The organism is Peptoniphilus sp., from assembly GCF_050943655.1.
In the GTDB taxonomy this organism is placed as follows: domain Bacteria; phylum Bacillota; class Clostridia; order Tissierellales; family Peptoniphilaceae; genus Peptoniphilus_A.
In genome coordinates this window covers 1-23828 of the sequence record NZ_JBMNPQ010000020.1, presented here as the reverse complement: position 1 = coordinate 23828, position 23828 = coordinate 1, and the positions used below count along the sequence as shown (strand labels likewise).

Annotated in this window: 24 protein-coding genes and 1 pseudogene; 1 reads left to right on the top strand and 24 read right to left on the bottom strand. The window is 31.4% G+C overall.

Annotation, left to right across the window (positions count from 1 at the left end):
- Window positions 1-61: 61 nt before the first annotated feature.
- The 24 genes from rnpM to ACOX6R_RS03400 form a co-directional block, all read right to left on the bottom strand.
- The gene (rnpM, locus tag ACOX6R_RS03515; protein WP_433447287.1) at window positions 62-325 is read right to left on the bottom strand and encodes an RNase P modulator RnpM; all 264 of its coding nucleotides are present in this window, start codon (window positions 323-325) and stop codon (window positions 62-64) included.
- A gap of 52 nt (window positions 326-377) precedes the next feature.
- Window positions 378-1649, bottom strand: a complete 1272-nt coding sequence (gene nusA / locus ACOX6R_RS03510) for a transcription termination factor NusA (protein WP_433447285.1) — start codon at window positions 1647-1649, stop codon at window positions 378-380.
- 12 nt (window positions 1650-1661) lie between these two features.
- Window positions 1662-2138, bottom strand: a complete 477-nt coding sequence (rimP, locus tag ACOX6R_RS03505) for a ribosome maturation factor RimP (RefSeq protein WP_433447283.1) — start codon at window positions 2136-2138, stop codon at window positions 1662-1664.
- Between the two features lie 106 nt (window positions 2139-2244).
- Window positions 2245-6480, bottom strand: coding sequence for a PolC-type DNA polymerase III (locus ACOX6R_RS03500; RefSeq protein WP_433447281.1), 4236 nt, complete (start codon window positions 6478-6480; stop codon window positions 2245-2247).
- A 9-nt stretch (window positions 6481-6489) separates the two neighbouring features.
- Window positions 6490-7542, bottom strand: a complete 1053-nt coding sequence (gene ispG, locus ACOX6R_RS03495) for a flavodoxin-dependent (E)-4-hydroxy-3-methylbut-2-enyl-diphosphate synthase (RefSeq protein ID WP_433447279.1) — start codon at window positions 7540-7542, stop codon at window positions 6490-6492.
- Window positions 7539-8546 carry an RIP metalloprotease RseP gene (gene rseP / locus ACOX6R_RS03490; RefSeq protein ID WP_433447277.1) on the bottom strand — a complete coding sequence of 336 codons (1008 nt, stop codon included), beginning with the start codon at window positions 8544-8546 and terminating at the stop codon, window positions 7539-7541. Before rseP ends, ispG begins: the two co-directional genes overlap by 4 nt.
- A gap of 13 nt (window positions 8547-8559) precedes the next feature.
- Window positions 8560-9342: a phosphatidate cytidylyltransferase gene (locus tag ACOX6R_RS03485; RefSeq protein ID WP_433447275.1), complete on the bottom strand. Its 783-nt coding sequence runs from the start codon at window positions 9340-9342 to the stop codon at window positions 8560-8562.
- Window positions 9343-10068, bottom strand: coding sequence for an isoprenyl transferase (locus ACOX6R_RS03480; protein WP_433447273.1), 726 nt, complete (start codon window positions 10066-10068; stop codon window positions 9343-9345).
- Window positions 10069-10112: 44 nt separating this feature from the next.
- Window positions 10113-10670 carry a ribosome recycling factor gene (frr, locus tag ACOX6R_RS03475; RefSeq protein ID WP_433447271.1) on the bottom strand — a complete coding sequence of 186 codons (558 nt, stop codon included), beginning with the start codon at window positions 10668-10670 and terminating at the stop codon, window positions 10113-10115.
- A 9-nt stretch (window positions 10671-10679) separates the two neighbouring features.
- Complete coding sequence (pyrH, locus tag ACOX6R_RS03470; protein ID WP_433447269.1) at window positions 10680-11390, bottom strand: UMP kinase; 711 nt, start codon at window positions 11388-11390, stop codon at window positions 10680-10682.
- 13 nt (window positions 11391-11403) lie between these two features.
- Window positions 11404-12051: a translation elongation factor Ts gene (gene tsf / locus ACOX6R_RS03465; protein ID WP_433447267.1), complete on the bottom strand. Its 648-nt coding sequence runs from the start codon at window positions 12049-12051 to the stop codon at window positions 11404-11406.
- 69 nt (window positions 12052-12120) lie between these two features.
- Window positions 12121-12906 carry a 30S ribosomal protein S2 gene (gene rpsB, locus ACOX6R_RS03460; RefSeq protein ID WP_433447265.1) on the bottom strand — a complete coding sequence of 262 codons (786 nt, stop codon included), beginning with the start codon at window positions 12904-12906 and terminating at the stop codon, window positions 12121-12123.
- 271 nt (window positions 12907-13177) lie between these two features.
- Window positions 13178-13723, bottom strand: coding sequence for a rubrerythrin family protein (locus ACOX6R_RS03455; protein WP_433447263.1), 546 nt, complete (start codon window positions 13721-13723; stop codon window positions 13178-13180).
- A gap of 75 nt (window positions 13724-13798) precedes the next feature.
- Window positions 13799-14866, bottom strand: a complete 1068-nt coding sequence (gene prfA, locus ACOX6R_RS03450; protein WP_433447261.1) for a peptide chain release factor 1 — start codon at window positions 14864-14866, stop codon at window positions 13799-13801.
- Between the two features lies 1 nt (window position 14867).
- Window positions 14868-15698: a peptide chain release factor N(5)-glutamine methyltransferase gene (prmC, locus tag ACOX6R_RS03445; RefSeq protein WP_433447259.1), complete on the bottom strand. Its 831-nt coding sequence runs from the start codon at window positions 15696-15698 to the stop codon at window positions 14868-14870.
- Window positions 15699-15738: 40 nt separating this feature from the next.
- On the bottom strand, window positions 15739-15942 hold the full coding sequence (gene rpmE / locus ACOX6R_RS03440; protein ID WP_433447257.1) for a 50S ribosomal protein L31: 204 nt from the start codon (window positions 15940-15942) through the stop codon (window positions 15739-15741).
- 142 nt (window positions 15943-16084) lie between these two features.
- Window positions 16085-17539 (bottom strand): transcription termination factor Rho, encoded by a 1455-nt coding sequence (rho, locus tag ACOX6R_RS03435; RefSeq protein WP_433447255.1) that lies wholly within the window; start codon window positions 17537-17539, stop codon window positions 16085-16087.
- A gap of 6 nt (window positions 17540-17545) precedes the next feature.
- Window positions 17546-18511 carry a class II fructose-bisphosphatase gene (glpX, locus tag ACOX6R_RS03430; RefSeq protein ID WP_433447253.1) on the bottom strand — a complete coding sequence of 322 codons (966 nt, stop codon included), beginning with the start codon at window positions 18509-18511 and terminating at the stop codon, window positions 17546-17548.
- Complete coding sequence (gene fsa, locus ACOX6R_RS03425; RefSeq protein ID WP_433447251.1) at window positions 18511-19170, bottom strand: fructose-6-phosphate aldolase; 660 nt, start codon at window positions 19168-19170, stop codon at window positions 18511-18513. Before fsa ends, glpX begins: the two co-directional genes overlap by 1 nt.
- Complete coding sequence (gene ispF, locus ACOX6R_RS03420) at window positions 19171-19647, bottom strand: 2-C-methyl-D-erythritol 2,4-cyclodiphosphate synthase (protein WP_433447249.1); 477 nt, start codon at window positions 19645-19647, stop codon at window positions 19171-19173.
- Window positions 19644-20345: a 2-C-methyl-D-erythritol 4-phosphate cytidylyltransferase gene (gene ispD / locus ACOX6R_RS03415; RefSeq protein ID WP_433447247.1), complete on the bottom strand. Its 702-nt coding sequence runs from the start codon at window positions 20343-20345 to the stop codon at window positions 19644-19646. Before ispD ends, ispF begins: the two co-directional genes overlap by 4 nt.
- 7 nt (window positions 20346-20352) lie before the next feature.
- On the bottom strand, window positions 20353-21795 hold the full coding sequence (locus ACOX6R_RS03410; protein WP_433447245.1) for a peptidoglycan D,D-transpeptidase FtsI family protein: 1443 nt from the start codon (window positions 21793-21795) through the stop codon (window positions 20353-20355).
- Entirely contained in the window at window positions 21788-23053 is a 1266-nt protein-coding gene (locus tag ACOX6R_RS03405) for an FtsW/RodA/SpoVE family cell cycle protein (RefSeq protein ID WP_433447243.1), read from the bottom strand. The genes ACOX6R_RS03410 and ACOX6R_RS03405 overlap by 8 nt, the downstream gene beginning before the upstream one ends.
- 4 nt (window positions 23054-23057) lie before the next feature.
- Entirely contained in the window at window positions 23058-23498 is a 441-nt protein-coding gene (locus ACOX6R_RS03400) for an FHA domain-containing protein (RefSeq protein ID WP_433447241.1), read from the bottom strand.
- A 142-nt stretch (window positions 23499-23640) separates the two neighbouring features.
- Between ACOX6R_RS03400 and ACOX6R_RS03395 the strand changes: the two are divergent.
- Window positions 23641-23828: pseudogene (locus tag ACOX6R_RS03395) on the top strand (RecX family transcriptional regulator); the annotation flags it as partial.

Sequence of the window (23828 nt, the reverse complement as noted above, 5' to 3'; positions counted from 1 at the left end):
CTTTTGCCAACGCGTGTACTCTTATCTTTGACAAATTGAACACCTCCTCAAAAGTTACGTATTATTCCATGGATTTTCTTAGCTCATCATAAACTTCCTCTTTTATCTCCATGGAAAATGTTCTGTTAAGCGCTCTAGATTTAATTACCTTCTCTAGGCAACTTGAATCATCACATATATACGCTCCTCTTCCATTTGCCTTACCTGTTCTATCTAAAAAAATTTCATTTTCTTTATTTTTTACAATTCTTATTAACTCTTTTTTTGGTTTTTGTTCTCTACATCCTATACATGTGCGCATAGGAGTCTTCCTAACTTTTGTCATTTAAAACTCCGTTATTAAAAGTGTATAAAACTTGATTAAAAATATTGTTTGCTTATATTTCCTGACTGTCGCTATCATTTGCAGTAGCTTCATCGAAAGAAGTAGTCTCTTCTACAGGACTATTTTCACTTTCTTCTTCGAAAGCTGAGTCTTCTTTTTCTTCCATAGCCATATCTGAGTCGGATGTTTCTCCATTTTCTAAATTTACTTCTTTTTCATCAGCAACTTCAGAACTTCTTGACCATTTCTCAGCTAACTCTTCCTCAGTAATATTATTTTCATCCAAATATGCTTCAAATTGTTCAGCTGATTTAATATCTATCTTCCAACCAGTAAGCTTTGCAGCAAGTCTTACGTTTTGACCTTCTTTACCTATAGCAAGTGATAATTGATAATCTGGTACTATGGCAAGAGCTGAGTTTTCAGCCTCGTTGATAAATACTTTTTCAACTTTTGATGGGCTCAAAGAATTAGATATGAATTTTGCAATATCTTTTTCGTAAATTACAATATCAATTTTTTCGTTATTAAGTTCCTCTACTATTGCATTTACTCTTTGTCCCTTATAGCCAACACATGCTCCAAGTGGATCAACCTCTTCATCTTTAGAGAATACAGCAATTTTTGTTCTTGATCCTGCTTCTCTTGAAATCGAATAAATTTCAACAATTCCCTCTGTTACTTCAGGAATTTCTAATTCAAAAAGCCTTTTAACTAAATCAGGATGAGATCTAGTTAATATAATCTGTGGACCCTTTGTAGACTTTTTAACTTCTAAGATGAGCATTTTATATCTGTCGCCTTGCTCATATCTTTCGTTTTTAATTTGTTCGCTATATGGAAGAATTGCTTCAGTTTTTCCTAAATCTACATAAACATTGTTATTAGATACTCTTTGAACTGTTCCAGTAATTATTTCTCTTTCTCTTTCAACATACTCGTCATAAACAACTTCTCTTTGAGCATCTTTTATTCTTTGCATTACTACTTGTTTTGCTGTTTGAGCTGCTATTCTTCCGAAATTTTTAGGATGGATCTCTTTATTGTAAACATCTCCAACTTCGTATGTTGGATCAATCTCTTTGGCCTGTTCTATTGAAATCTCCATTTGTGGATCCATTACTTCTTCTACAATATCTTTAGCAGAAAATAATCTTATATCGCCAGTTTCTCTATCCATTTGAACGATAACATTTTGAGATGTACCATAATTTTTCTTATAGCTTGATACCAAAGCTGACTCAAGTGCTTCGAAGATTATTTCTTTTGAAATTCCCTTTTCTTTTTCAATTTCTGTTAAAGCATTTATAAACTCTTCGTTCATAATATCCTCCGTTTAAAACCTAATAGTTTGTTTCATAGTAGATATAGACTTGATAGGTATTTTTATTATTGATTCATTATCTGCATCTATATTTAGATATATATATTCATCATCGTAATCTGACAATATTCCAGTATATGTTTTTATTTTACTATCATCTAAAGGTGCAAATAATTTTACATCAACCTCATTGTCTAAATTTCTTCTATAGTCATCTTTTGTTTTAAGAGGTCTGTCTAGACCTGGAGATGAGATTTCTAAATAATATGGATTTTCTAAAAAATCAATTTCGTCTAATTTTTCATTGATAATTTTGCTCATCTCTGTACAATCATCAAGATCTATGCCTTCTTTTTTGTAGATAAAAATTGAAAGCAAATCATGTTTTTTTCCATTAACAAAATCAATATCAACTATTTCATAACCTAAGGTCTTAGCTGCTTCTTCTGCTAGAGGATAAACAATTTTTAAAATTTCTGATTTTTTCAACCTGCACCTCGCATTTCAAAAAACAAAGAGTGGGACAACCCACTCTTTACTAAAAACTTATCTTACTTACTTAAATTATATCATAAACTCAATAAATTACAACATTTCATAGATTAAATAATGATATTTGGTTAGTTTCATCAAGGTTTGTCAAAATACCATTATTTTTTAAAATAGTAATAACAGACTTTCCTGCGCCAGTTCTTTTAGAGAAGTCCTCTATAGATAAAAATTTATCTTTACTTGCTTCATCTTCAATTTTAATTGCACAGTTTTCTCCAACACCAGAAATTGCTCTAAAAGGCATTCTTATTTTGCCATCTTCTATAGTAAATTTAGATGCTTTTGATTTATAAATATCTGGTTTTAAAAATTCAAATCCCCTAGAATACATTTCAAGTGCAACACGAAGCACTGCTCGTTCGCCCTTATCCTTTGCTGTCAAATTCTCTTGAGAGTCAATTTCTTCAATTTTTGCTTTTACAGCTTTTGGACCCTTTAAAATTATTTCACCATTAAAATCATTTAATTTTATTGTGAAATGGGTCGCATAAAATGCAAGTGGGTAATTCAATTTAAAATAAGCAATTCTAAAAGAAAGCATTACATATGCAACGGCGTGAGCTTTTGGGAACATGTACTTAATTTTTTTACATGAGTCAATGTACCACTCAGGCAAATCTAAAGTCTTCATTATGCTCTCTTGCTCTTCTGTTAGGCCTTTTCCCTTTCTTACTCTTTCCATAGTATCAAAGGCCATTTTATTTTCTGCGCCTGCGTTTATCAGGTAGATCATAATATCTTCTCTTGTTGCAATTACCTCTCTAAGCTCTGCCCTGTTTGAATTTACAAGCTCTTGCGCATTAGATAGCCACACATCAGTACCGTGTGATAGTCCAGAAATTCTCACTAAGTCGGCAAAAGATTTAGGAAGAGTCTCTTTTAGCATTCCAATTACAAATGACGTACCAAACTCAGGAATTCCAAGTGTACCTGTATCTGCTTCGAAGATATTTTTATCTACATTAAGTGGCTCAACACTGCTAAATAGTTTTAATACTTCGGGATCATCGAGTCTAATCTCAGAAGAATTAATTCCTGTAAAATCTTCTAGCATTTTTATAATAGAAGGACCATCGTGTCCTAGTATATCAAGTTTTAAAATCTTTCCGTGAATAAAGTTATAATCAAAATGTGTAGTAATTACACCTGAACTTGGATCGTCTGCAGGATATTGGATTGGAGTAAAATCAAAGATTGAATTGCTCTTTGGAACAATCATAACTCCACCTGGGTGTTGACCACTAGTTCTCTTAACTCCAGTAATAGTTTTCGCAAGTCTATCAACTTCTATTGGAGATATATTTTTATCTTCAAAATACTTTAAAACATAACCATAAGCTGTCTTTTCAGCTATTGTACCAATTGTTCCAGCACGGAACACATATCCTTCACCAAAAAGTTCTTCTGTATACTTATGTGCATTAGGTTGATATTCACCAGCAAAGTTAAGGTCTATATCTGGCTCTTTGTCTCCATAAAAACCTAAAAATACTTCAAAAGGAATGTTGTGTCCATCTTTTTTTAATGGAGTGTTGCAATGTGGACAGTTCTTGTCAGGCATGTCAATACCACTACCATACTCCAAGCCATCCATGAACTCTGAATATTTGCAATTTGGGCATACATAGTGTGGAGGAAGTGGATTTACTTCAGTAATGTCAGCCATAGTCGCAACAAAAGATGAACCTACTGAACCTCTTGAACCAACTAAGAACCCATCATCATTTGACTTCTTAACAAGTTTTTGAGCAATTATATATAAAACTGCATAACCATTATTTATTATCGAGTTTAGTTCCTTATCAAGTCTTTTTTCAACTATTTCTGGAAGAGGATCTCCATAAATTTCTCTGGCTTTATGGTAAGTCATATTTTTTAAATCTTCATCAGAGCCCTCTATTACTGGAGGATATTTCCCTTCAGGTATAGGATCCATCTTATCGATCTTATCTGCTAAAGTATTAGTGTTTTTTACGACTACTTCGTAAGCCTTCTCTTCTCCGAGATATGAAAATTCTTTTAGCATCTCTTCAGTTGTCTTAAAATAAAGCTTCTGTCTCTTAAGATTTCTAGGATTAGGTCTACCAGGTTTTCCATTTAAAACAATTCTTCTACTAATATCGTCAGCTTCATCTAAATAAAAAGTATTAGAATCTGCAACAACAAGTATTCCAAGCTCATCGCCAATTTCAACTATTTTTTTATTTATATTTCGTATATCTTCTATACTAAATTTGCCGCTATTTATATCTATTAAATTGTCTAAAGCTGGTTGTATCTCCAAAAAATCATAATATTTTGCAATTTCAACAACTTCATCATGTGGAGAGTTTCTATATATAGCATCAAAAAGTTCAGACTCACTAGTGCCAGAACCAACTAATAACCCTTCTCTAAACTCATCGATTAAAGATCTTGGAGTCTTTGCCATCATATAGAAATAATCCATGTGCGATTTTGAAACTAATTTATATAAATTTTTAAGTCCATCTACATTTTTAGCAAAAACTAGAACAGAGTTTTCGAACAAGCGTTTTGTGTCGATGTTCGCGCAAGCCTCATTCCATTCATCAAAACTAAATTTATTATCTTTGTGAAGTCTATCTGAGAGTTTTATAAATAATTCAGCTGTTGCTTCAGCATCGTTTACCGCTCTATGAGCTCCTACAAGTGAGATACCTAAATTTTTACATAAAGTTCCCAAATTAAATCTTTTAAGTTCTGGCATTAAAGCTCTTGACATTACAAGTGTATCTAAAATAGGAAAATTAAATTCAAGTCCATTTGAATTGAGTTCACGTCTTATAAAAGATATATCAAACTTCGCATTGTGTGCAACTAAAACTGAACCATGGATGAATTTATAAAAATCTTGTATTACAGTTTCAATAGTCGGTTCATCTCTTACAAACTCATTACTTATGCCAGTTAGTTCTGCTACAACTTCAGGAATTTCCTTTTCTGGATTTACAAGTTGTGAGAATCTATCGACTATTATGCCATCAACAACTTTTACAGCTCCGATTTCTGTAATTTTATCGTTTATGGAAGAAAGACCTGTGGTTTCTATATCAAATACGACAAAGCTGTTGTAATTAGTTTCTGTATCATAATTTGTTACCATCTTTTCTCTGTCATCGACAAAATTTAAATCGCAACCATAAAGTATTTTCATGTCATACTTTTTAGATGCATCCATTGCGTCTGGGAATCCTTGCACATCACTAGTATCAGTTATAGCTATTGTGTCTTTTCCCCATCTTTTTGCTGTACTTGCAAAAGAATCAAATGGTGTAACTCCAGACATCTGGGACATTTTGGAGTGGACTCTAAGCTCAACTCTTTTATCTTTTGCATTATCTTCACGGAGATGTTTTTTTGCCTTTTCAATGTAACGAATCATTATAGTTTCACATTTTGAATAATTATCGTAGCTTACATCTCCTGTAATAACGACATGATCATTCTTTTTGATATTAAGTGTAAACTCTTCAACTTTATCTGGTTTTAAGAAAATTTTTGCTAAAGTTGAAGATGTGTAATCTGTAATAGAAAGGCTGGCCAAAAAGTTTTTGTTTTTTAGCTCCCTAACTTCCATATCAAAAATATCAACTTCAACAGTAATTCGCTGTGAATTTAGATCCATGTCGCTAAGCTGAGTAATTTCAGAGATATTTTTTCTACCAAAGCTATATGAATCAAGCAGTTCAGGTTTTTCAACTTCTTTTTCTGTCTTAATTATTTCTAGTTGCTTTTCGTGGAAAATTTCTTCTTCTTTATCGATATTTTCAATAAATTCGTCGGCACTCTTAGAATCTTCTTCCACTTCAATTAAATTTACTTTATAATTGTCAAAAACTTTTAATGACTCTTCTAAGCTTTTTACAAACCCATTTTTTGTAAGTGAATAGTAAATCTCTGATATTGGGATATAGATATCAATTAATTTTTCCTCTTTTTTAATATCAATTGTAATATCTCCTATCCACGATTTTGAAGATGGATTATACTTCATTATTTCGCTAATTATTAGCTCTTCTTCAGTTTTAAATCTATTTTTAGCATAATATTTAAAGTACAATTTATATTCATCTAAATAATTTATAAATGTATTTTCTATAGCCTCTCTATCACTTTCAGATAAAATAGAATTGGATTTAAAACTAATTAAGACTTCATTTTGTTTTTTCTTAAATTTAATTTTTGGCAAAAAGATGTCTTCTTCTTCTAGGTCAAGTTTCACATCCATTTTTTCCAATAAATCTGTTAATTTTTGCAAAGTAACACCCTACTTTTCAATTTCTTTTAACAATTCTTCAAGTAATTTTTCCTCTGGAACCTTTTTTATAATCTCGCCTTTTTTAAATATTAGTCCCTCGCCATCTCCAGAAGCAATTCCATAATCAGCTTCTTTTGCCTCTCCTGGACCATTTACAGCGCAACCCATTATTGCTACTGTGATATCTTTATCTATTTTATCTAATTCTTTTTCAGCTTCTTCTACAAGACTAATTAAATCAACTTTTGTCCTTGAACAAGTTGGACAAGAAATTAAGTTTACTCCATGTTTTTTTAGGTTTAGAGTTTTTAATATATCATTCCCAGCTTTTACTTCATCTACTGGATTAGATGTAAGTGAAATTCTTATAGTATCTCCGATCCCCTCTGCAAGTAATGCACCTATTCCAACTGCCGATTTTATAATTCCTTTTGATGGAGGACCTGCTTCAGTTACACCTAAATGTAGAGGATAATCACTTAATTCTGAAAATTTTCTATAGCTTTCAATTGTCAACAAAACGTCAGATGCCTTTAGTGACACAGCAATATCAAAAAATCCATTTGCTTCAAGCAATTCAATTTCTTCAAGAGCACTATAGCAAATAGAAGAAGAATTCACTCCACCGAATTTATCAAAAAATTCTTTTTTTATAGATCCAGAATTTACTCCAACTCTAATTGGAATATTTTTATCTGAACATGCTTTAAGAACTTCTTTAATTTTCCAACTTGCTCCAATATTTCCAGGATTTAATCTAATTGCATCAGCACCATTCTCAGCTGCTGCAAGAGCCAGTTTATAGTCATATTGAATGTCTGCTATAAAAGGAATTTTGGTATGTTTTTTAATTTCTCCTATTGCAAGAGCATCGTCTGTATCATTTACAGCACATCTAATAATATCGCAGCCGCATGATTCAAGTTCCCATATTTGATTTACTGTACTTGCTATATCTTTTGTAATAGTTGTAGTCATAGACTGTACAGTTATGTCGGAATTTCCTCCCACGGGAACATCTCCAACATAAATTTTCTTTGTATTTTTTCTATTAATTGTCATTTAAACAACCTTCCTATATCATTAAAAATTGTAACATAGATCATTATACTAAAAAGTAGACTTATACCTATTAATGTTAATTTTTGTTCTATTTTTTCATCTATAGGATTACCTCTAATAGCTTCAATTAATAAGAATAAAAATTTTCCTCCATCAAGGGCGGGTATAGGTAGCAAGTTAAATACTCCCAAATTTACAGAAATTAGTCCCAAAATTTGTAAAAAATAAACCAGTCCTTTTGAAGATTCAGATCCTATAATCTGAACAACTCCAACAGGGCCAGATAAATATTCCATTTTAAACTGTCCTGTAACCATCATTTTTAATGTGCTTAGTATAGCCTTTGAGGTAAACATCATCCTATCAAAGCCTATTTCTATAGACTTAAAAAAAGAATATTTTACTTTCGCTGTAAAACCAACTAAATAAGTTCCATATTCTTCATAATATTTCGGTTTGATAGTCTTCTCTATTATTTTTCCATTCCTGTTAATTTCAAATTTAATATCATCTTTTTTATTAGATTCAACTACTTTGTTGATGTCTAATAAATTCCTAGTAGGATTATTATTAACAGATATAATAATATCTCCACTCTTTAAACCTGCCGTTTGAGCCGGGGAATTTTCTGAAGTATAATCTACAACATTTGAACCATATCCAGTAAGCATAGTCATTAAACTAAAGGCAACAAAAGCCAAAATAAAATTCATAAAGGCCCCAGCTAATACTGTGGCCATTCGTTTTGAAATATTAACATTATTAAAAGACCTAGGATCAACTGAACCCTCTTCTTCTCCCTCCATAGCAACATAACCACCGATGGGAAGTGCTCTTAGAGAGTAGATGGTCTCTCCTTTTTGTTTTTGAACTATCTTTGGACCCATGCCAACAGAAAATTCATTAACTTTTATATTAGAAATTTTAGCAACTATGAAATGTCCAAACTCATGTATCACAACTACTAATAGGAATACTAAAATTGAACTAATAAGTGTAATCATATTTTATCACCATTTATAAAACGTGAAAAAGAACATAAATAACAGGACTTACAAAGATTATGCTGTCGAACCTGTCTAATACTCCACCGTGTCCTGGAAGAATATTTGCGTAATCTTTAATACCTGTATATCTTTTTAATTTAGATGCAAACAAATCGCCGAACTGTCCTGCAACTGATGCAAGTATAATTATTACTACTGCTGGAAAACTTAGATTAATATCAATATAATTTTTTCCTATATAATAAAAATAAATTACAGTAACAATTGATGCAATAACTGTTCCTCCAATTGCACCTTCTACAGACTTATTGGGACTAACTCTTTCAATTAATTTATGCTTTCCAAAAGTTGAACCAACAAAATAAGCAAAAGTATCTGTGCAAAATGCTACTACAAAAGCTGCTATTATTAAAATCAGTTCATTGGAAACTGCCAACAAATTAAGCAAGAATACTGTGTAGAAATATGCAAAGAAAGTATATATTGAATTTTCTAACTCATAACTTTCAATAACTATTGAACATATTGCATTTATTATAAAAAATGCAATCAATGAATATTCAATCTTAGAATTTAACAAAGAACAAACAAAAGTTAAAATGGCGCCTAAAAATAAAACTGGTAGGAAAAGCTTAATTCCCTTATTCATGAATGCATTGTATATTTCTCTAATTGCCTCAAGTGTCGCAACAAACAAGAATACTTTTATGGCATTAATACCTAAGTACATGATGAAAATAAGTGCAATTATTCCAACAATTCCAGTAATTACTCTTTTGTGTAAATCTTTCAATTACAGACCTCCAAACCTTCTATCCCTAGATTGAAAACTATATATTGCTTTACATAGCTCATTCTCATCAAAGTCAGGCCACAAAACATTAGAAAAATAAAATTCAGAATAAGCCAATTGATATAGCAAAAAATTTGACACTCTAAGCTCACCACTTGGCCTAATTAATAGATCAAGATCTGGTGATTCGCATGTATATAAATAATTCTTAAAAGAATTAATATCTACATCATCTAAAGTAATTTTTCCATTTTCTATATCTTTATAGATATTTTTAGTGGCTCTAACTATTTCTTGTTGACCGCCATAGTTAAGCGCAATATTTAATATCATTTTATCATTTGAAGCTGTTTCCTTCAATGCTTTAGTAATTTCCTTGACAACTCTGTCTGGGAATTTAGAATAATCACCTAATACATTTATTTTTATATTATTCTTTTTTATCTTTGCTAATTGAGTTTTTACATAAAAAATAAGTAAATCCATTAGTTTTGAAATTTCTTCACTTGGTCTTTTCCAATTTTCAGTAGAAAAAGCGTATAGAGTAAGAGCTTCTACACCTAGGTTGTAACATGACTCAACAACTTCAATTACCTTGTCTGATCCTGCTTTATGTCCATATGACCTTGGCATTGATCTCTTCTTTGCCCATCTACCATTGCCGTCCATTATAATACCAATATGTCTTGGGATATTATCTTTATCAATCAGTTCTTTATAATTCATAATTCACCTTAAAAAAGCCTTAGATTTCTCTAAGGCTAAAATTCTTAAATTTCCATCAGTTCTGCTTCTTTTACTTTAACTGTGTTGTCAATTTCTTTAATATATTTATCAGTTAGTTCTTGTATGTCTTCTTCGTATGTTTTTTTATCATCTTCAGAGATTTCTTTATTCTTTTCAGCTTTTTTTATCTCTTCCATTGCATCTCTACGAATGTTTCTAACTGAAATTTTGCCTTCTTCGGCATATTTTCCAACAACTTTTACCAAATCTTTTCTTCTTTCTTCAGTAAGTTGTGGAATAACAAGTCTGATTATTTTTCCATCATTAGATGGTGTAATTCCAAGGTCTGATTTTAATATCGCTTTTTCGATATTAGGGATTAAATTAGCATCCCAAGGTTGAATAGTCAAAAGTCTCGCTTCTGGTGCTGATACACTTGAGATTTGGTTGACTGGAGTCATTTGACCATAGCATTCAACACTAAGATTATCTAGAAGTGAAGTATTAGCTCTTCCAGCTCTAATAGTTTTATAACTTTCAACTAGAGAAGCTACAGTCTTCTTCATTTTGCTTTCAGTATTTTTTTTCAGATCAGATATCATAATATCCTCCTATTTTACTTTAGTACCTAAATTTTTTCCACATACAACATCATACATTGAGTTTTCATCATCTATGCCAAAAACAACTAATGGAATGTTGTTATCCATGCATAGAGATGTAGCTGTTGCATCCATAATTTTAAGATTATTATTTAGAATATCTTGATATGTCAAGCTATCATATTTAACTGCACTCTTATCAAGCTTTGGATCAGCATTATATATTCCATCTACACCTTTTTTTGCAAGTAAAATTACATCTGCATCAATTTCTGCTGCTCTTAGAGCTGCAGCAGTGTCGGTAGAGAAATATGGAGCACCAATTCCAGCTGAGAAAATTACAACTCTTCCCTTTTCTAAGTGTCTAATAGCCCTTCTTCTAATATACGGTTCTGCAACTTCTTTCATTTCAATTGCTGTTTGAACTCTAGTAAGAACTCCAATTTTTTCAAGACAATCCTGTAATGCTAAAGCATTCATAACAGTACCTAACATGCCAATGTTATCAGAAGTAGCTCTGTCGATTTGAGATGCATCTCTTCCTCTCCAGAAGTTTCCACCACCTACTACAATACCAACTTCTACTCCCAATTCATGTATCCTTTTTATTTCCCTGGCTATTAATTTAATATAATCCAATTCAATTCCCATTGAATTTTTTCCAGCCATGGCTTCTCCACTTAACTTAAGAATAATTCTTTTATACTTAGGTTCTGTCATAAAAATACCTCAATTAATTTTTCATTTGTTTTGCAACTTCTTCTGCGAAATCTTCTTCTTTCTTTTCTAGACCTTCTCCAACTTCATATCTTACGAATCTTCTGATTTTAATATTTTCGCCAAGTTTTGCAATTAAGTCATTAAGAAGTTCTTGGATAGTTTTATCTGAATCTTTAATAAATGGTTGGTCTAGTAGACATACTTGTTCATAGTATTTTTCAAGTCTTCCTTCTACCATCTTTTCAATAATGTGTTCTGGTTTGTTTTCGCCTCTTGCTTGTTCAGTTAAAACTTCTCTTTCGTGATTTAATTCTGCTTCATCAACATCTTCACGGCTGATGTATTTTGGTCCAATTGCAGCAATTTGCATTGCAACATCTTTAACGAATGATTTAAATTCATCGTTTTTAGCAACAAAGTCAGTTTCTGAGTTAACTTCAACAAGAACTCCGATTCTTCCACCGTGAATGTATGATTCAACAATACCTTCAGATGCTATTCTTGATGCTTTTTTAGCTGCAGAAGCAAGTCCTTTTTCACGTAGGTAATCTACTGCTTTGTCCATATCTCCATTAGTTTCTTGTAATGCTTTTTTACAATCCATCATACCAGCTGATGTCATTTCTCTTAGTTCTTTAATTTGTGCTGCTGTAATTGCCATTTAAATTCACTCCTTATATATTTTAAAAAGAGAGTTATAAAGGATCCTTTACAACTCTCAAAAATTATCTTACTCTTCTGTAATTTCTTCTTCAGTAGAAACTTCTTCTTCAGTAACTTCTACTTCTTCTTGATTGTCATTATAATCACTTACTAAAGCTTCTTCAGTTTGATTTCCTTGTTTTCCTTCAAGAACAGCATTTGCTATAGTTTCTGTAATTAATTTAACAGCTCTAATTGCATCATCGTTTCCAGGAATTGGTAAATCAATTTCATCAGGATCACAGTTTGTGTCAACAATTCCGATAACTGGAATTCCAAGGATGTGAGCTTCTTTAACAGCTATATATTCCTTCTTAGGGTCTACAACATAAAGTGCATCTGGCATGCCTTCCATGTTTTTAATTCCGCCTAAGAATTTTTCTAATTTTTCTCTTTCATTTAGTAGTTGAGCTACTTCTTTTTTAGGAAGAACGTCGAATAGTCCTTTTTCTTCCATTTCGTAAAGTTCGAATAATCTGTCTATACGTCTTTTAATTGTTTTGTGGTTTGTAAGAAGTCCGCCTAACCATCTTTGGTTAATGTATGGCATTCCACATTTGATAGCTTCTTTTTCAATAGCATCTTGAGCTTGTTTCTTAGTTCCTACAAAAAGAACTTGTCCATCATTTGCTGCTATTTCTCTTACAAATTCATAAGCTTCTTCTACTTTTGTTACTGTCTTTTGAAGGTCGATTATATAAATACCATTTCTTTCAGTAAATATAAATCTCTTCATTTTTGGGTTCCATCTTCTAGTTTGGTGACCGAAGTGAACACCAGCTTCTAATAAGTTTTTCATTGATATAACTGACATTTTAATACCTCCATGTTTTTTTCCTCCATTTTCATCAATTGATATTAGGACTATAAAGCAACTCTAATATCATCAGAAAATGTGTGTTTTTTATACCGATTAAAAGTATATCATAAACGGCTTATATTAGCAATATGTTTAAATGAAATTTGAAATCTTATTTAATATCTATTAATAAATTTTCATATTGACATTAAAATTAAACTAAGTGCTAAAAACGCAAAAAAATAGTGTCAATGGAAATCCACTGGCACTATTTTTAATAATAAAATTAATACTCAACAAAAACTGCTTTCTTTGCACCGCAAATTGGGCAAGCTTCTTCAGTATCATCAAATGTAATATATCCGCATACTGGACAAAGTAGAATTTTTTCTACGTCTAAGTCTTTTCCGCTATCAACAGCGTCTTTAGCTGTTTGATATCTTTCTGCGTGAACTTCTTCAGCAGCTGTAGCAAATTTCATTGCTTTTACAGCTTCTTTTTCGCCTTGCATTTCAGCAACAGCTATATAAGCTGGATACATTTGAGTTGATTCAAAAATTTCTCCATTTTTTGCACCTTCAAGGTTTTCAGATGTGCTGTTGATTCCAAATCCTGCCATAGATGTTACAGCAAAATCTCCAGATACATCTTTTAAAGCTTTGAAGTGAAGAGTTGCGTGAACTCTTTCAGCATCAGAAGTTGCTTGGAAAAGTCTCTTTACATTAGGGAAACCTTCTTTTTCAGCTACATCTCCCCAAATTAAGTATCTCATGTGCGCTTGAGATTCTCCGCCAAAAGCAGATCTTAAGTTATCACTTGTCATTTGATTCATAATAATATACCCCCTTAGATTAGTTATAATCTCTACATAAATATTATAGCTTAATGGGTATGAAAAATCAATTTATTATTCTAGATGTTCAATCTTTTGAGTTTGGTCATATGCTATCAGAGCATCTATTAATTCATCGAGTTCTCCATCGTTTATTGCATCTATTTGGTGAGTTGTAAAGTTAATTCTGTGATCAGTTACTCTTCCTTGTGGATAGTTGTAAGTTCTAATTCTTTCTGAACGATCTCCTGTACCAATTTGAGAAGATCTTTCTTCAGATTCCTTATCACTTTGTTCTTGTAATTTTAAATCATATAATTTTGATCTTAAAAGCTTCATAGCTTTTTCTTTATTTCTAAGTTGTGATTTTTCATCTTGGCAAGAAATTACAATTCCAGTAGGAATGTGAGTAAGTCTTACGGCAGAGTCAGTTGTGTTTACACATTGTCCTCCATTGCCACTTGCTCTAAATACGTCAAATCTTATATCTTGAGGATTAATTTCAACTTCTACATCGTCAACTTCTGGAAGAACTGCAACAGTTGCAGTTGATGTGTGAATTCTTCCTCCACTTTCAGTTTCTGGAACTCTTTGTACTCTGTGAACTCCGGATTCATATTTAAGCTTAGAGTATGCACCCTTTCCTATAATCATAAATACAACTTCTTTGAAACCGCCGATTCCAATTTCATTTGTAGATATAGTTTCGACTCTAAATCCACATCTTTCAGCATATCTAGTGTACTGTCTATAAAGAACTCCTGCAAATAGGGCTGCTTCATCACCGCCTGCGCCGGCTCTAATTTCTACGATAACATTTTTGTTATCATTTTTATCTTTAGGTATTAGAAGAATTTTTAAGTCATTTTCCAAAGTTTCCAGTTTATTTTCAGCTTCACTTAATTCTTCTTTAACTAAATCTTTAAAGTCATCATCTAAATTATCTTTTAGCATCTCTTTATTTTCTTTTATTGTATTTAATGTATCTTTGTATTCTCTGTATTTTAATACAATTGGTTCTAATTCAGCGTGTTCAATTGCTTTTTGTTGATACAATTTTGAATCATTTATGACTTTTACATCAGCCAAATCTTTTTCTAATTGAATAAGTTTATCTTCAAAAACTGATAATCTTTCGTACATTTTAACCCCTCATTTTACCTACGATTACTCTATCTAAGTTACTTAAGTCTTTTATGACTTGTGTATTAAATCTATCTTCCATAAGATTTTCGATTTCTTCTGCCTGATCGTGCCCTATCTCAAAAATTAAGTAGCCATTTTTATTTAAATGTTGTGAAGCATCTTTAATTATTTTTTTATAAAAATATAGTCCGTCTTCCCCACCGTCTAGGGCAAGTTTAGGTTCAAAATCTTTTACTTCAATTTGTAAAGTATTTATTATTTTACTTTTTATATATGGCGGATTTGAATAAATAATATCAAATTTTTTATTTATATTTTTAAATAAATCACTTTCTATAAAATTCACATTAGCTTCTAAATTCTTAGCATTCTCCATTGAAACTTCAAGAGCTTTTCTACTAATGTCACAGGCATATGTCTCTATTCCAGTTTCAAGCTTTACAGTTATTGCTACTATTCCACTTCCTGTACCTATATCAAGCATTGACTTTAATTTATCACTTTCAATTACTTTTAAAATATTTTCTACTGAAATTTCTGTATCTTGTCTGGGAATAAGCACATTTTCGTTAACTTTAAAATTTCTTCCAAAAAATTCTGTGCTTCCTAATATATATTGAAGTGGATATCCTTTTTGCCTTTTATTTATGATTTTAAAAAACTCTTCTGATACTTCTTTAGGCAATTCTTCGTCAGAATGTGCAAATAGATATGATGTGTCTTTTTGTAATAGATATGAGAGTATATTCCTACATTCGTTATGAGGATTTATATACTCTAATCCTTCTAACAATGGTAATCCTTTATTAAGCGCTTCTTTAATATTCATATTTTTCAATTAAAAAAGGTTAGCTGGGCTAACCTTTTGATTAATTTTCTCTTTTGTATCTTCTGTTGAATTTCTCAATTCTTCCGCTGTGATCAGAGAATTTTTGTTTTCCTGTAAAGAAAGGATGACAAGCTGAGCAAACTTCAACTTTAAGGTCTTCTTTAACAGAACCAGTCTTAAAGGTATTTCCACAAGCACAAGTTACTGTTGCTTCTTTATATTCTGGATGTATTCCTTTTTTCATAGTAAATAGCCCCCTTATTATTTTATAACTCAATTTTTAAATTGTAACATTAAAAATTGATAATATCAAGCATTAATTAAATAACATTATTATTATACAATAATCTTATAATTTTTTCAATTATTATTTGTAGAAGTAAACTCTACAAATTTTTTCTTAAGAAATCCTCGTTGTTAACTGATTTTTCCAAATTATCTAAAAATTGTTCTGTAACTTCATTCTTATTATCTTCATTTAAACTTCTTCTTAGACGATGATTAAATTTAAGTTCTTTTGAATTTAATAGGAGCTCTTCCTTTCGCGTACTTGACTTAAAAATATCAAGTGCCGGAAAAATTCTTCTTTCAGATAAAACTCTGTCTAAATGAAGCTCCATGTTTCCAGTTCCTTTAAACTCTTCAAAAATTATATCATCCATCTTTGAGCCAGTTTCTACAAGAGCTGTCGCAAGTATTGTAAGGCTTCCGCCCTCTTCTATATTTCTTGCTGCGCCGAAAAATCTTTTAGGCTTGTGTAAAGATAGTGGATCAAGTCCCCCCGATAATGTCTTTCCGCTTGTTGGAGTAATTAGATTATATGCCCTTGATAGTCTAGTTAGTGAATCAAGAAGGATTACTACATCTTCCTTTTGCTCAACTAATCTCTTTGCCCTATCTATTACCATCTCTGCAACTCTAGTATGATTTTTTGGAGTTTCATCAAATGTAGAATAAACAACTTCGCCTTTTACAGATCTTTGCATATCTGTAACTTCTTCCGGTCTTTCGTCAATTAAAAGTACAATCAAGTGAACATCTGGATAGTTTTTTGTAATTGATTTTGAAATCTTTTTAAGTAATGTAGTTTTTCCAGATTTTGGTTGAGACACTATCATACCTCTTTGACCTTTTCCTACTGGGGAAATTAAATCAATGACTCTTGTTGCAATATCCTCTTCTTCTGTCTCTAAAATAATTTTCTCCCTTGGATAAATCGGCGTTAAATTATCAAAATAAGGTCTGTGTATGATGTCATTTGGATTTTGGCCGTTTACTTTCTTTATATAGAGTAGCGCGTTAAAATTTTCTCCATCTTTTGGAGGAGAAACTGCACCAAGAATTTCGTCGCCATTGCGAAGCCTAAATTTTCTTATTTGGGACGGTGAGACATATATATCCCCATCACCAGGTAGATAATTAAAAGTTCTCAAGAAGCCGTAACCGTCTTGGTGTAAATCTAAAATTCCCTTTACAAAAGTTGTGTCTTCTAATTTTTCTAACACTTCTACGGCATTGTCTGATAGATCTAAATCTTCAATATTATCTTCTTCAATAATTTTTGAATTTTCTTTATATGAATTAATTCTTGAAATTAACTCATCTTTTTTTAATGAATATACCTTATCAATATTTAAATCTTTTGCAATTTCTCTAAGTTCAGATACTTTTAAATTATTTAAATCTTCATTTGAGTCTGGAAGCTTACCATTTACAATATAGTACTTGTAGTCATCAGCAGTATAATCATTATTTAATTCTAAGCCCATTGAAGATGCAATTTTTTTTAAATCTACAATAGATTTTTTATTTAAAATTTCATAATCATTATTATATTTCATTTAGAATCACTTTGCGTAATCTGGCTTTAAATCAAGAGCATGGACAGATTTAATAAATCTTTGTGTGCCACTTGGAAGTCTTAAGACTAAAGATTCAGTAGTCGCCTTGTTTTGGCCGTAATATTTTACTCCATCTAAGATTTCACCTTGAGTAATACCAGTTACAGAGAAAATAACTTCATTACCTTTTACTAAATCGTCTATGTTATAAACTTTCTTTAAGTCTGAGTGTAGTTTTTTACATCTTTCTTCTTGTTTTTCATCTGTTGGATGTAGTCTTCCTTGGAAGTCACCACCTAAACATTTTAGTGCAGCTGCTGCTATAACGCCCTCTGGTGCTCCACCTCTACCAATGACAAGATCTATTCCTGAATCTTCGTAGCAAGTTTCAATTGCAGTAACAATATCTCCATCAGAAATTTTCTTAATTCTTGCCCCAAGAGATCTAATTTCTTCAATTATTCCCTCGTGACGTGGTCTATCAAGAATTGCAACAGTAATGTCTTCAATATTTTTATCAAGAGCTTTTGCTACTCTTTTTATATTTTCTGTTGGTGAATCATCAAGTTTTATGCATCCTTTTGCTTTTGGACCACATGCAATTTTATCCATGTAAATATCAGGTGCATGTAAAAGGCATCCCTTTGGTGCTACTGCTAAAACTGCGATTGAGTTTGGCATACCATTTGCAATTGAATTTGTACCATCAATTGGGTCAACAGCAATATCGACTTCATTTTCACCAGTTTTTGTTCCAATGTTTTCGCCAATATAAAGCATTGGTGCTTCGTCTATTTCACCTTCGCCAATAACTACTGTTCCGTCAATCTCTACAGTATCAAACATTCTTCTCATTGCATCTACTGCTGCCTTGTCAGCGGCGTTTTTATCGCCTCTTCCAAGCCATTTACCTGCAGATAATGCTGCTGCTTCTGTTACTCTTGCTAGATTAAGTGCTAAATTTCTGTCCATTACTTAAGATCTCCTTTTGTCTTCACATTTTTAAAATCTTCTAAAAATTTTTCTAATCCCTTGTCTGTCAAATCATGTTTTATCATTTCTTTAAATATCTTATATGGAATTGTTGCAATGTCTGAGCCAGCCTTTGCAACAAGTTCTACGTGTGCAACGTGTCTAATGCTTGCTGCTATTATCTCTGTATCATAATTATATTTTGAAAAAGCATTTTGTATATCTTCAACTAATTTAATTCCACTTTCTCCAATATCATCAAGCCTTCCCATAAAAGGACTCACATAAGTAGCTCCTGCATTTGCAGCAAGAAGCGCTTGAGATAGTGAAAAAACTAAAGTAACATTGGTTTTTATACCTTCTTTACTCAAGATACTTACAGCTTTTAATCCTTCTTCGATCATTGGAATTTTAACGACAATATTTTTGGAAATTTTAGCAAGTTCTCTTGCTTCAATAAGAATATTTTCTAAATCAGTTGATATAACCTCAGCAGAAATAGGACCATCTACAATTGAAGTTATCTCTTCTACAACTTCTTCAAAAACTCCACCATTTTTAGCTATTAAACTAGGATTAGTTGTAACGCCAGATAAAATTCCCCAAGAGTTGATTTCTTTAATTTCCTCAATATTTGCAGTATCAATAAAAAATTTCATTTAAACCTTCTTTCTTAGTAAACAAATAGATTGAGCTGAAATACCTTCTTTTCTTCCTACAAATCCAAGTTCTTCAGTAGTTGTTGCTTTAATAGATATATTATCTATATCTGTATTTAAAATTTTAGCAATAGTATCTCGCATAGTATCTATATAGTCTTTTAACTTTGGTTTTTGACACGCCACTACGCAGTCAATATTGTTTATTTCATAATCTTTATCATCCATCAATTCATATACTCTTTGTAATAAAACTTTTGAATCAATGTCTTTATATGCATTATCATTATCTGGAAAGTGGTAGCCTATATCTCTAAGTGCCAATGCGCCTAGTATTGAATCCATAATAGCATGAATAAGAACATCAGCATCAGAGTGACCAAGTAGTCCCTTTTCATAAGGAATTTCTACTCCACCAATAATCAGCTTTCTATCTTTAACTAAAGCGTGAACATCATAACCTAAACCTATTCTCAATTTTTCACCTTCTTTATTAAAGTTTTTGCAAAATGCAAATCTTCTTTAGTTGTAATCTTTATATTGTCATATGAGTTATTAATAAGTTTAACTTTGACTCCTGTTTTTTCTACTAAAGAGCAGTCATCAGTGCCATAATAGTCCTCTGCATAGGCCTGATTATAGGCCTTTAGCAAAATATCTCTCTCAAAAACCTGGGGAGTCTGCACTTGCCAGAGCATGTTTCTGTTCGGAGTATAGTCTACTGTTTCACCGTCAAGAGAAACTTTTATCGTATCCTTAACTCTATTAGCTAAGACGCAAGCTCCAGTTTCGTTAACTTTTTCTATAGCTTCATCAATCTTTTCAACCGATACAAAGGGCCTTGCCCCATCATGCGTTAGCACTATATCCGTCTCAGGCGGCATATTGATTAGCCCATTGTAGATTGAATCTTGCCGCTCTTTGCCACCATAAACAATTTTATAATCCAAATTTATTTTAAATTTATTTATAATGTCGCTAAGATAGAGTATATCTGTTTCTTTAATTATTATAATCAAAAAATCTATATATTTTGATTGTTCTAATTTTTTAATAGTATGAGCAAGAACCGGAATATTTCCAATAGAAAGGAACTGTTTATTAATACCCATGTTCATTCTTTTGCCCATACCTGCAGCTGCAATAAATGCAGTTACAAATTTCGAGTTATACATATACACCTCAATCTTCTTCAAACTGAATATTGTCTATAGCATATTTTAATAGTTCACCTGCGATTGGTGCTGCTACTTCTCCACCTGAGTTTTGAATGCCAGGTATTACAACAGCAATTGCTACTTTTGGATCATCAGCAGGAGCAAATCCTACGAACCACGCATTGTTGCTACCTTTTTCAATATCTAGTTGTGCAGTACCAGTTTTGCCGGCGATTTTATAGCCACTCACAAAAGCTTCTGTTCCTGTACCACTGCTTACAACATTTTGCATCATCTTAGTAATTTTGTCTGCATTTTCTTTAGGCATTACTTCACTCAAAACAGTTGGTGCATTTCTTAAAATATTTTTCCCATCAGATGAATCTATTCTAGAAACAAGATGAGGTTGCATCATTACGCCGTCGTTTGCCACAGTTGATGCCACCATGCACATCTCAAGTGGTGTTACAAGAAGAGAATCGTGTCCAATTCCAGCTGATGCAAGGGCTGTTCTGTCAAAACCCTTTCTGTCATAAGTCCATGTTGAAACTTCAAGTGGAAGTTCAAAATCTACTTTTTGATTTATCATAAATCTTGTAGCAACTTCTGCCATCTTGTCTTTACCAGCATCGATAGATTTTCTGGCAAAATAAGTGTTGATTGATTTAGTAAATGCTTGGTTTAAATTAACGCGTCCGTAAACTCCGCCTCCAGCATTTCTAAATTCCCTACCTTCGTCAATTTTTTCCACACCTTTGTCATTATAACTTTGTGAAATTCCAGATTCAAGAATTGCTTCAGTTGTAACTATTTTAAAAACAGAACCTGGTGCAAATCTACCTTTTGTTGAGGAGTTAAATAAAGCTCCATTATTTGCTTTATTTATCTCAGCCATATCCTTTGCAATATTTTGTGAGTTAAAGTCCGGAAGAGATACCATTGAAAGCACTTCACCAGTTTTTGGATTCATCATAACTACAGAACCCTTGTCAAAATTCTCTGCAAGTACAGATCTAGTTTTTTTCTGTAAATTTGTATCCGTAGTAAGAGTTACAGAGTCTCCTGTGTATTGGTCATAATTAGGATTTACTACAGATTTAAATACCTTTAGAATTTTTGAGCCTTCTTTTCCTGTCAAATAATCGTTAAGTTCTTTTTCAAGCCCATACTTATCTACGACCTTATCAGAATATCCGATAACATGAGAATAAATTACTGGATAATTATATATTCTATTGTATTTATATTTTTCTCCAGTTGAATAAGCAAGTACTTCCCCATTTCTGTCATAAAAAGTACCTCTCTTAACAGAGTTTTCTTTTAATACTGATCTTCTATTTGCAGGATGATCTATAATATTATTTGCCTGAAAAATAGTGAAGTAAGTAAGATACATAATTGGAGCAAGTAGAAGTATTATTAGAAATATCAAAACTATTAAGATTCTCTTTGTGTCTTTTTTATTCATTGCCATTACCTCTGTCGTATTTATAAGATAAATCTTCGCTAGTAACTTGCAATATTCCAAGAGCTATAAAGCTTGAAATCATAGAACTACCTCCATAAGAAATAAATGGAAGTGTAAGCCCTGTCATTGGAATTAGTTTTATTACTCCTCCTATATTTAAAAAAGCCTGCACGGTAAACATAATTCCAATAGAAATAGCAAGTATTCTGTAAAAAGTATATTCTTGATTTAGAGCAATCTTTATAGATCTATAAATTAGAAGCATATATAGCATGATAATTCCTATACCTGTTAGTATTCCCATCTCTTCACATATAGCTGAGAAGATGACATCTGAGTATGCTAGAGGAATCTGTGAAGGATAACCTACTCCATAACCAGTTCCAAAGAACCCACCTTCTGCTATTGCAAATAAAGATTGGACTATTTGTCTAGCATTATTAACTACATTTTCTGATGTCCATGGATGTAACCATATATCTACTCTAACTCTAACGTGAGAGAATAAGAAATAACCAGCTATCGCCCCAAAAAACATAAGACCAACGTTTAATAAAAAAGTTTTTCTATCTTCATCATATATAAACTGAATACCAGTGTATATTGCCATAAAAATAGCAACTGTACCCAAGTCTCTTTGTAAGAATAAAAATGCAACAAATATATACATTACAGCCATTAAATAATAGGATGTATGTTTATAATTTAATTTCTTCAATTTTTTATTAAAAGTGGTATAAAAAGAAGCGATTAAAAATATGATTAAGATCTTAGTAAATTCCGTTGGCTGGATTGTGACATTCTCTGAAATTTTAATCCAGTTAGTGGCTCCAAATCTTTTTTCACCAAAAATCAAAGTGATTAAAAAAAGAAAAATTGATCCTCCCAAATAGATTGCAGTCATATATTCTAACTTTCTAACTGCCCTTACTGCAAAATAAGTAATATAAAATACAAGTATTCCAGCTAGAACCCAAATAAGTTGTTTTAGCCCAAGTGATGGTGATAGTCTATAAATCGTTATAATACCAAGACTTAGAAGCATGGATACTATTAAAAATATATAATTATCTCCTGAAGAGACTTTACCCAAGACTAGATTAGAAACATAAACTATAAGTATAAGACCTAAAAATAATATTACTATATATTTATCGAAGTGATTGTTATTGAATAAAAACAATAAAAATATACTCAATAATTCGAATATTAATAATAGGTTTCTAGGTTTTCTGTTCTTAAGCACAAAATCAAACATTCAATCACCTATTTTCTACAAAAATAAATTGAATAAACCCAACACCAATTTTATCATTGTCATAAATTTCAACTGGTTCATGTGGATCTATTCTGACACCATTTAAAAAAGTGCCATTGGCAGAACCCAAGTCCTCAATGTAGTATGAACCATTATTTTCTAAAAATATTAAATGATTTTTACTGACAAACTTATCTTTAATAACAATATCATTTTTAGAACTTCGTCCTAAAGTCATGTTGTTCTTTACAACATAATGCTCTTGCATTTTAAAATTTAATGAATCTAATCTGTTTACAACTTTTAAATATGAATCCTCAAGTGAATTACCTTCAGAGGCAATACTTTTTATGTCCAAGTACATTAGTCTTAAAATACTAAATACAAAAAGGTAAATTATAATAATAAAAACATATTTAAAAATTTGAGAAATTAATTCAAACATTGTTCACCTCGTCAATTTTAGCTATATAACATTATATACTTTTTAATTAAATTTTTCCATTATTAGGTATAAATTATTGAAATAGGAAGCATCTAGGCTCATATCTCGACTATATTTATGTTAATATGTATGTGGTGATTTTATGTTTATAACAAATATTCTTTTTGAAAAGAATAGATTTACTATTTCTTTTGATCTAGATAATGATGTGACTATTCCAGAAGATGTTTTAGTTAAATATAATTTATATAAAGGTATGGAAGTTTCAGATGATTTTAGAGAAGTTCTTGAAAGCGAAAGTGAAAAAACTGAAGCACTTTTAATTTCTTA

Coding starts and splice junctions, on each gene's coding strand:
- fsa (WP_433447251.1), bottom strand. CDS start 19,170: ATGAAATTTTTTATTGATACTGCAAATATTGAGGAAATTAAAGAAATC.
- pyrH (WP_433447269.1), bottom strand. CDS start 11,390: ATGACAGAACCTAAGTATAAAAGAATTATTCTTAAGTTAAGTGGAGAA.
- rnpM (WP_433447287.1), bottom strand. CDS start 325: ATGACAAAAGTTAGGAAGACTCCTATGCGCACATGTATAGGATGTAGA.
- rpsB (WP_433447265.1), bottom strand. CDS start 12,906: ATGTCAGTTATATCAATGAAAAACTTATTAGAAGCTGGTGTTCACTTC.
- rho (WP_433447255.1), bottom strand. CDS start 17,539: ATGAAATATAATAATGATTATGAAATTTTAAATAAAAAATCTATTGTA.
- prmC (WP_433447259.1), bottom strand. CDS start 15,698: ATGAATATTAAAGAAGCGCTTAATAAAGGATTACCATTGTTAGAAGGA.
- ispD (WP_433447247.1), bottom strand. CDS start 20,345: ATGTATAACTCGAAATTTGTAACTGCATTTATTGCAGCTGCAGGTATG.
- ACOX6R_RS03405 (WP_433447243.1), bottom strand. CDS start 23,053: ATGTTTGATTTTGTGCTTAAGAACAGAAAACCTAGAAACCTATTATTA.
- prfA (WP_433447261.1), bottom strand. CDS start 14,866: ATGTACGAAAGATTATCAGTTTTTGAAGATAAACTTATTCAATTAGAA.
- rpmE (WP_433447257.1), bottom strand. CDS start 15,942: ATGAAAAAAGGAATACATCCAGAATATAAAGAAGCAACAGTAACTTGT.
- ispG (WP_433447279.1), bottom strand. CDS start 7,542: ATGACAATTAATAGAAAAAATACAAAGAAAATTTATGTTGGAGATGTT.
- frr (WP_433447271.1), bottom strand. CDS start 10,670: ATGATATCTGATCTGAAAAAAAATACTGAAAGCAAAATGAAGAAGACT.
- ACOX6R_RS03410 (WP_433447245.1), bottom strand. CDS start 21,795: ATGAATAAAAAAGACACAAAGAGAATCTTAATAGTTTTGATATTTCTA.
- ACOX6R_RS03400 (WP_433447241.1), bottom strand. CDS start 23,498: ATGTTTGAATTAATTTCTCAAATTTTTAAATATGTTTTTATTATTATA.
- ACOX6R_RS03480 (WP_433447273.1), bottom strand. CDS start 10,068: ATGAATTATAAAGAACTGATTGATAAAGATAATATCCCAAGACATATT.
- ACOX6R_RS03455 (WP_433447263.1), bottom strand. CDS start 13,723: ATGAATCAAATGACAAGTGATAACTTAAGATCTGCTTTTGGCGGAGAA.
- tsf (WP_433447267.1), bottom strand. CDS start 12,051: ATGGCAATTACAGCAGCACAAATTAAAGAACTAAGAGAAATGACATCA.
- rseP (WP_433447277.1), bottom strand. CDS start 8,546: ATGATTACACTTATTAGTTCAATTTTAGTATTCCTATTAGTAGTTGTG.
- glpX (WP_433447253.1), bottom strand. CDS start 18,511: ATGGACAGAAATTTAGCACTTAATCTAGCAAGAGTAACAGAAGCAGCA.
- nusA (WP_433447285.1), bottom strand. CDS start 1,649: ATGAACGAAGAGTTTATAAATGCTTTAACAGAAATTGAAAAAGAAAAG.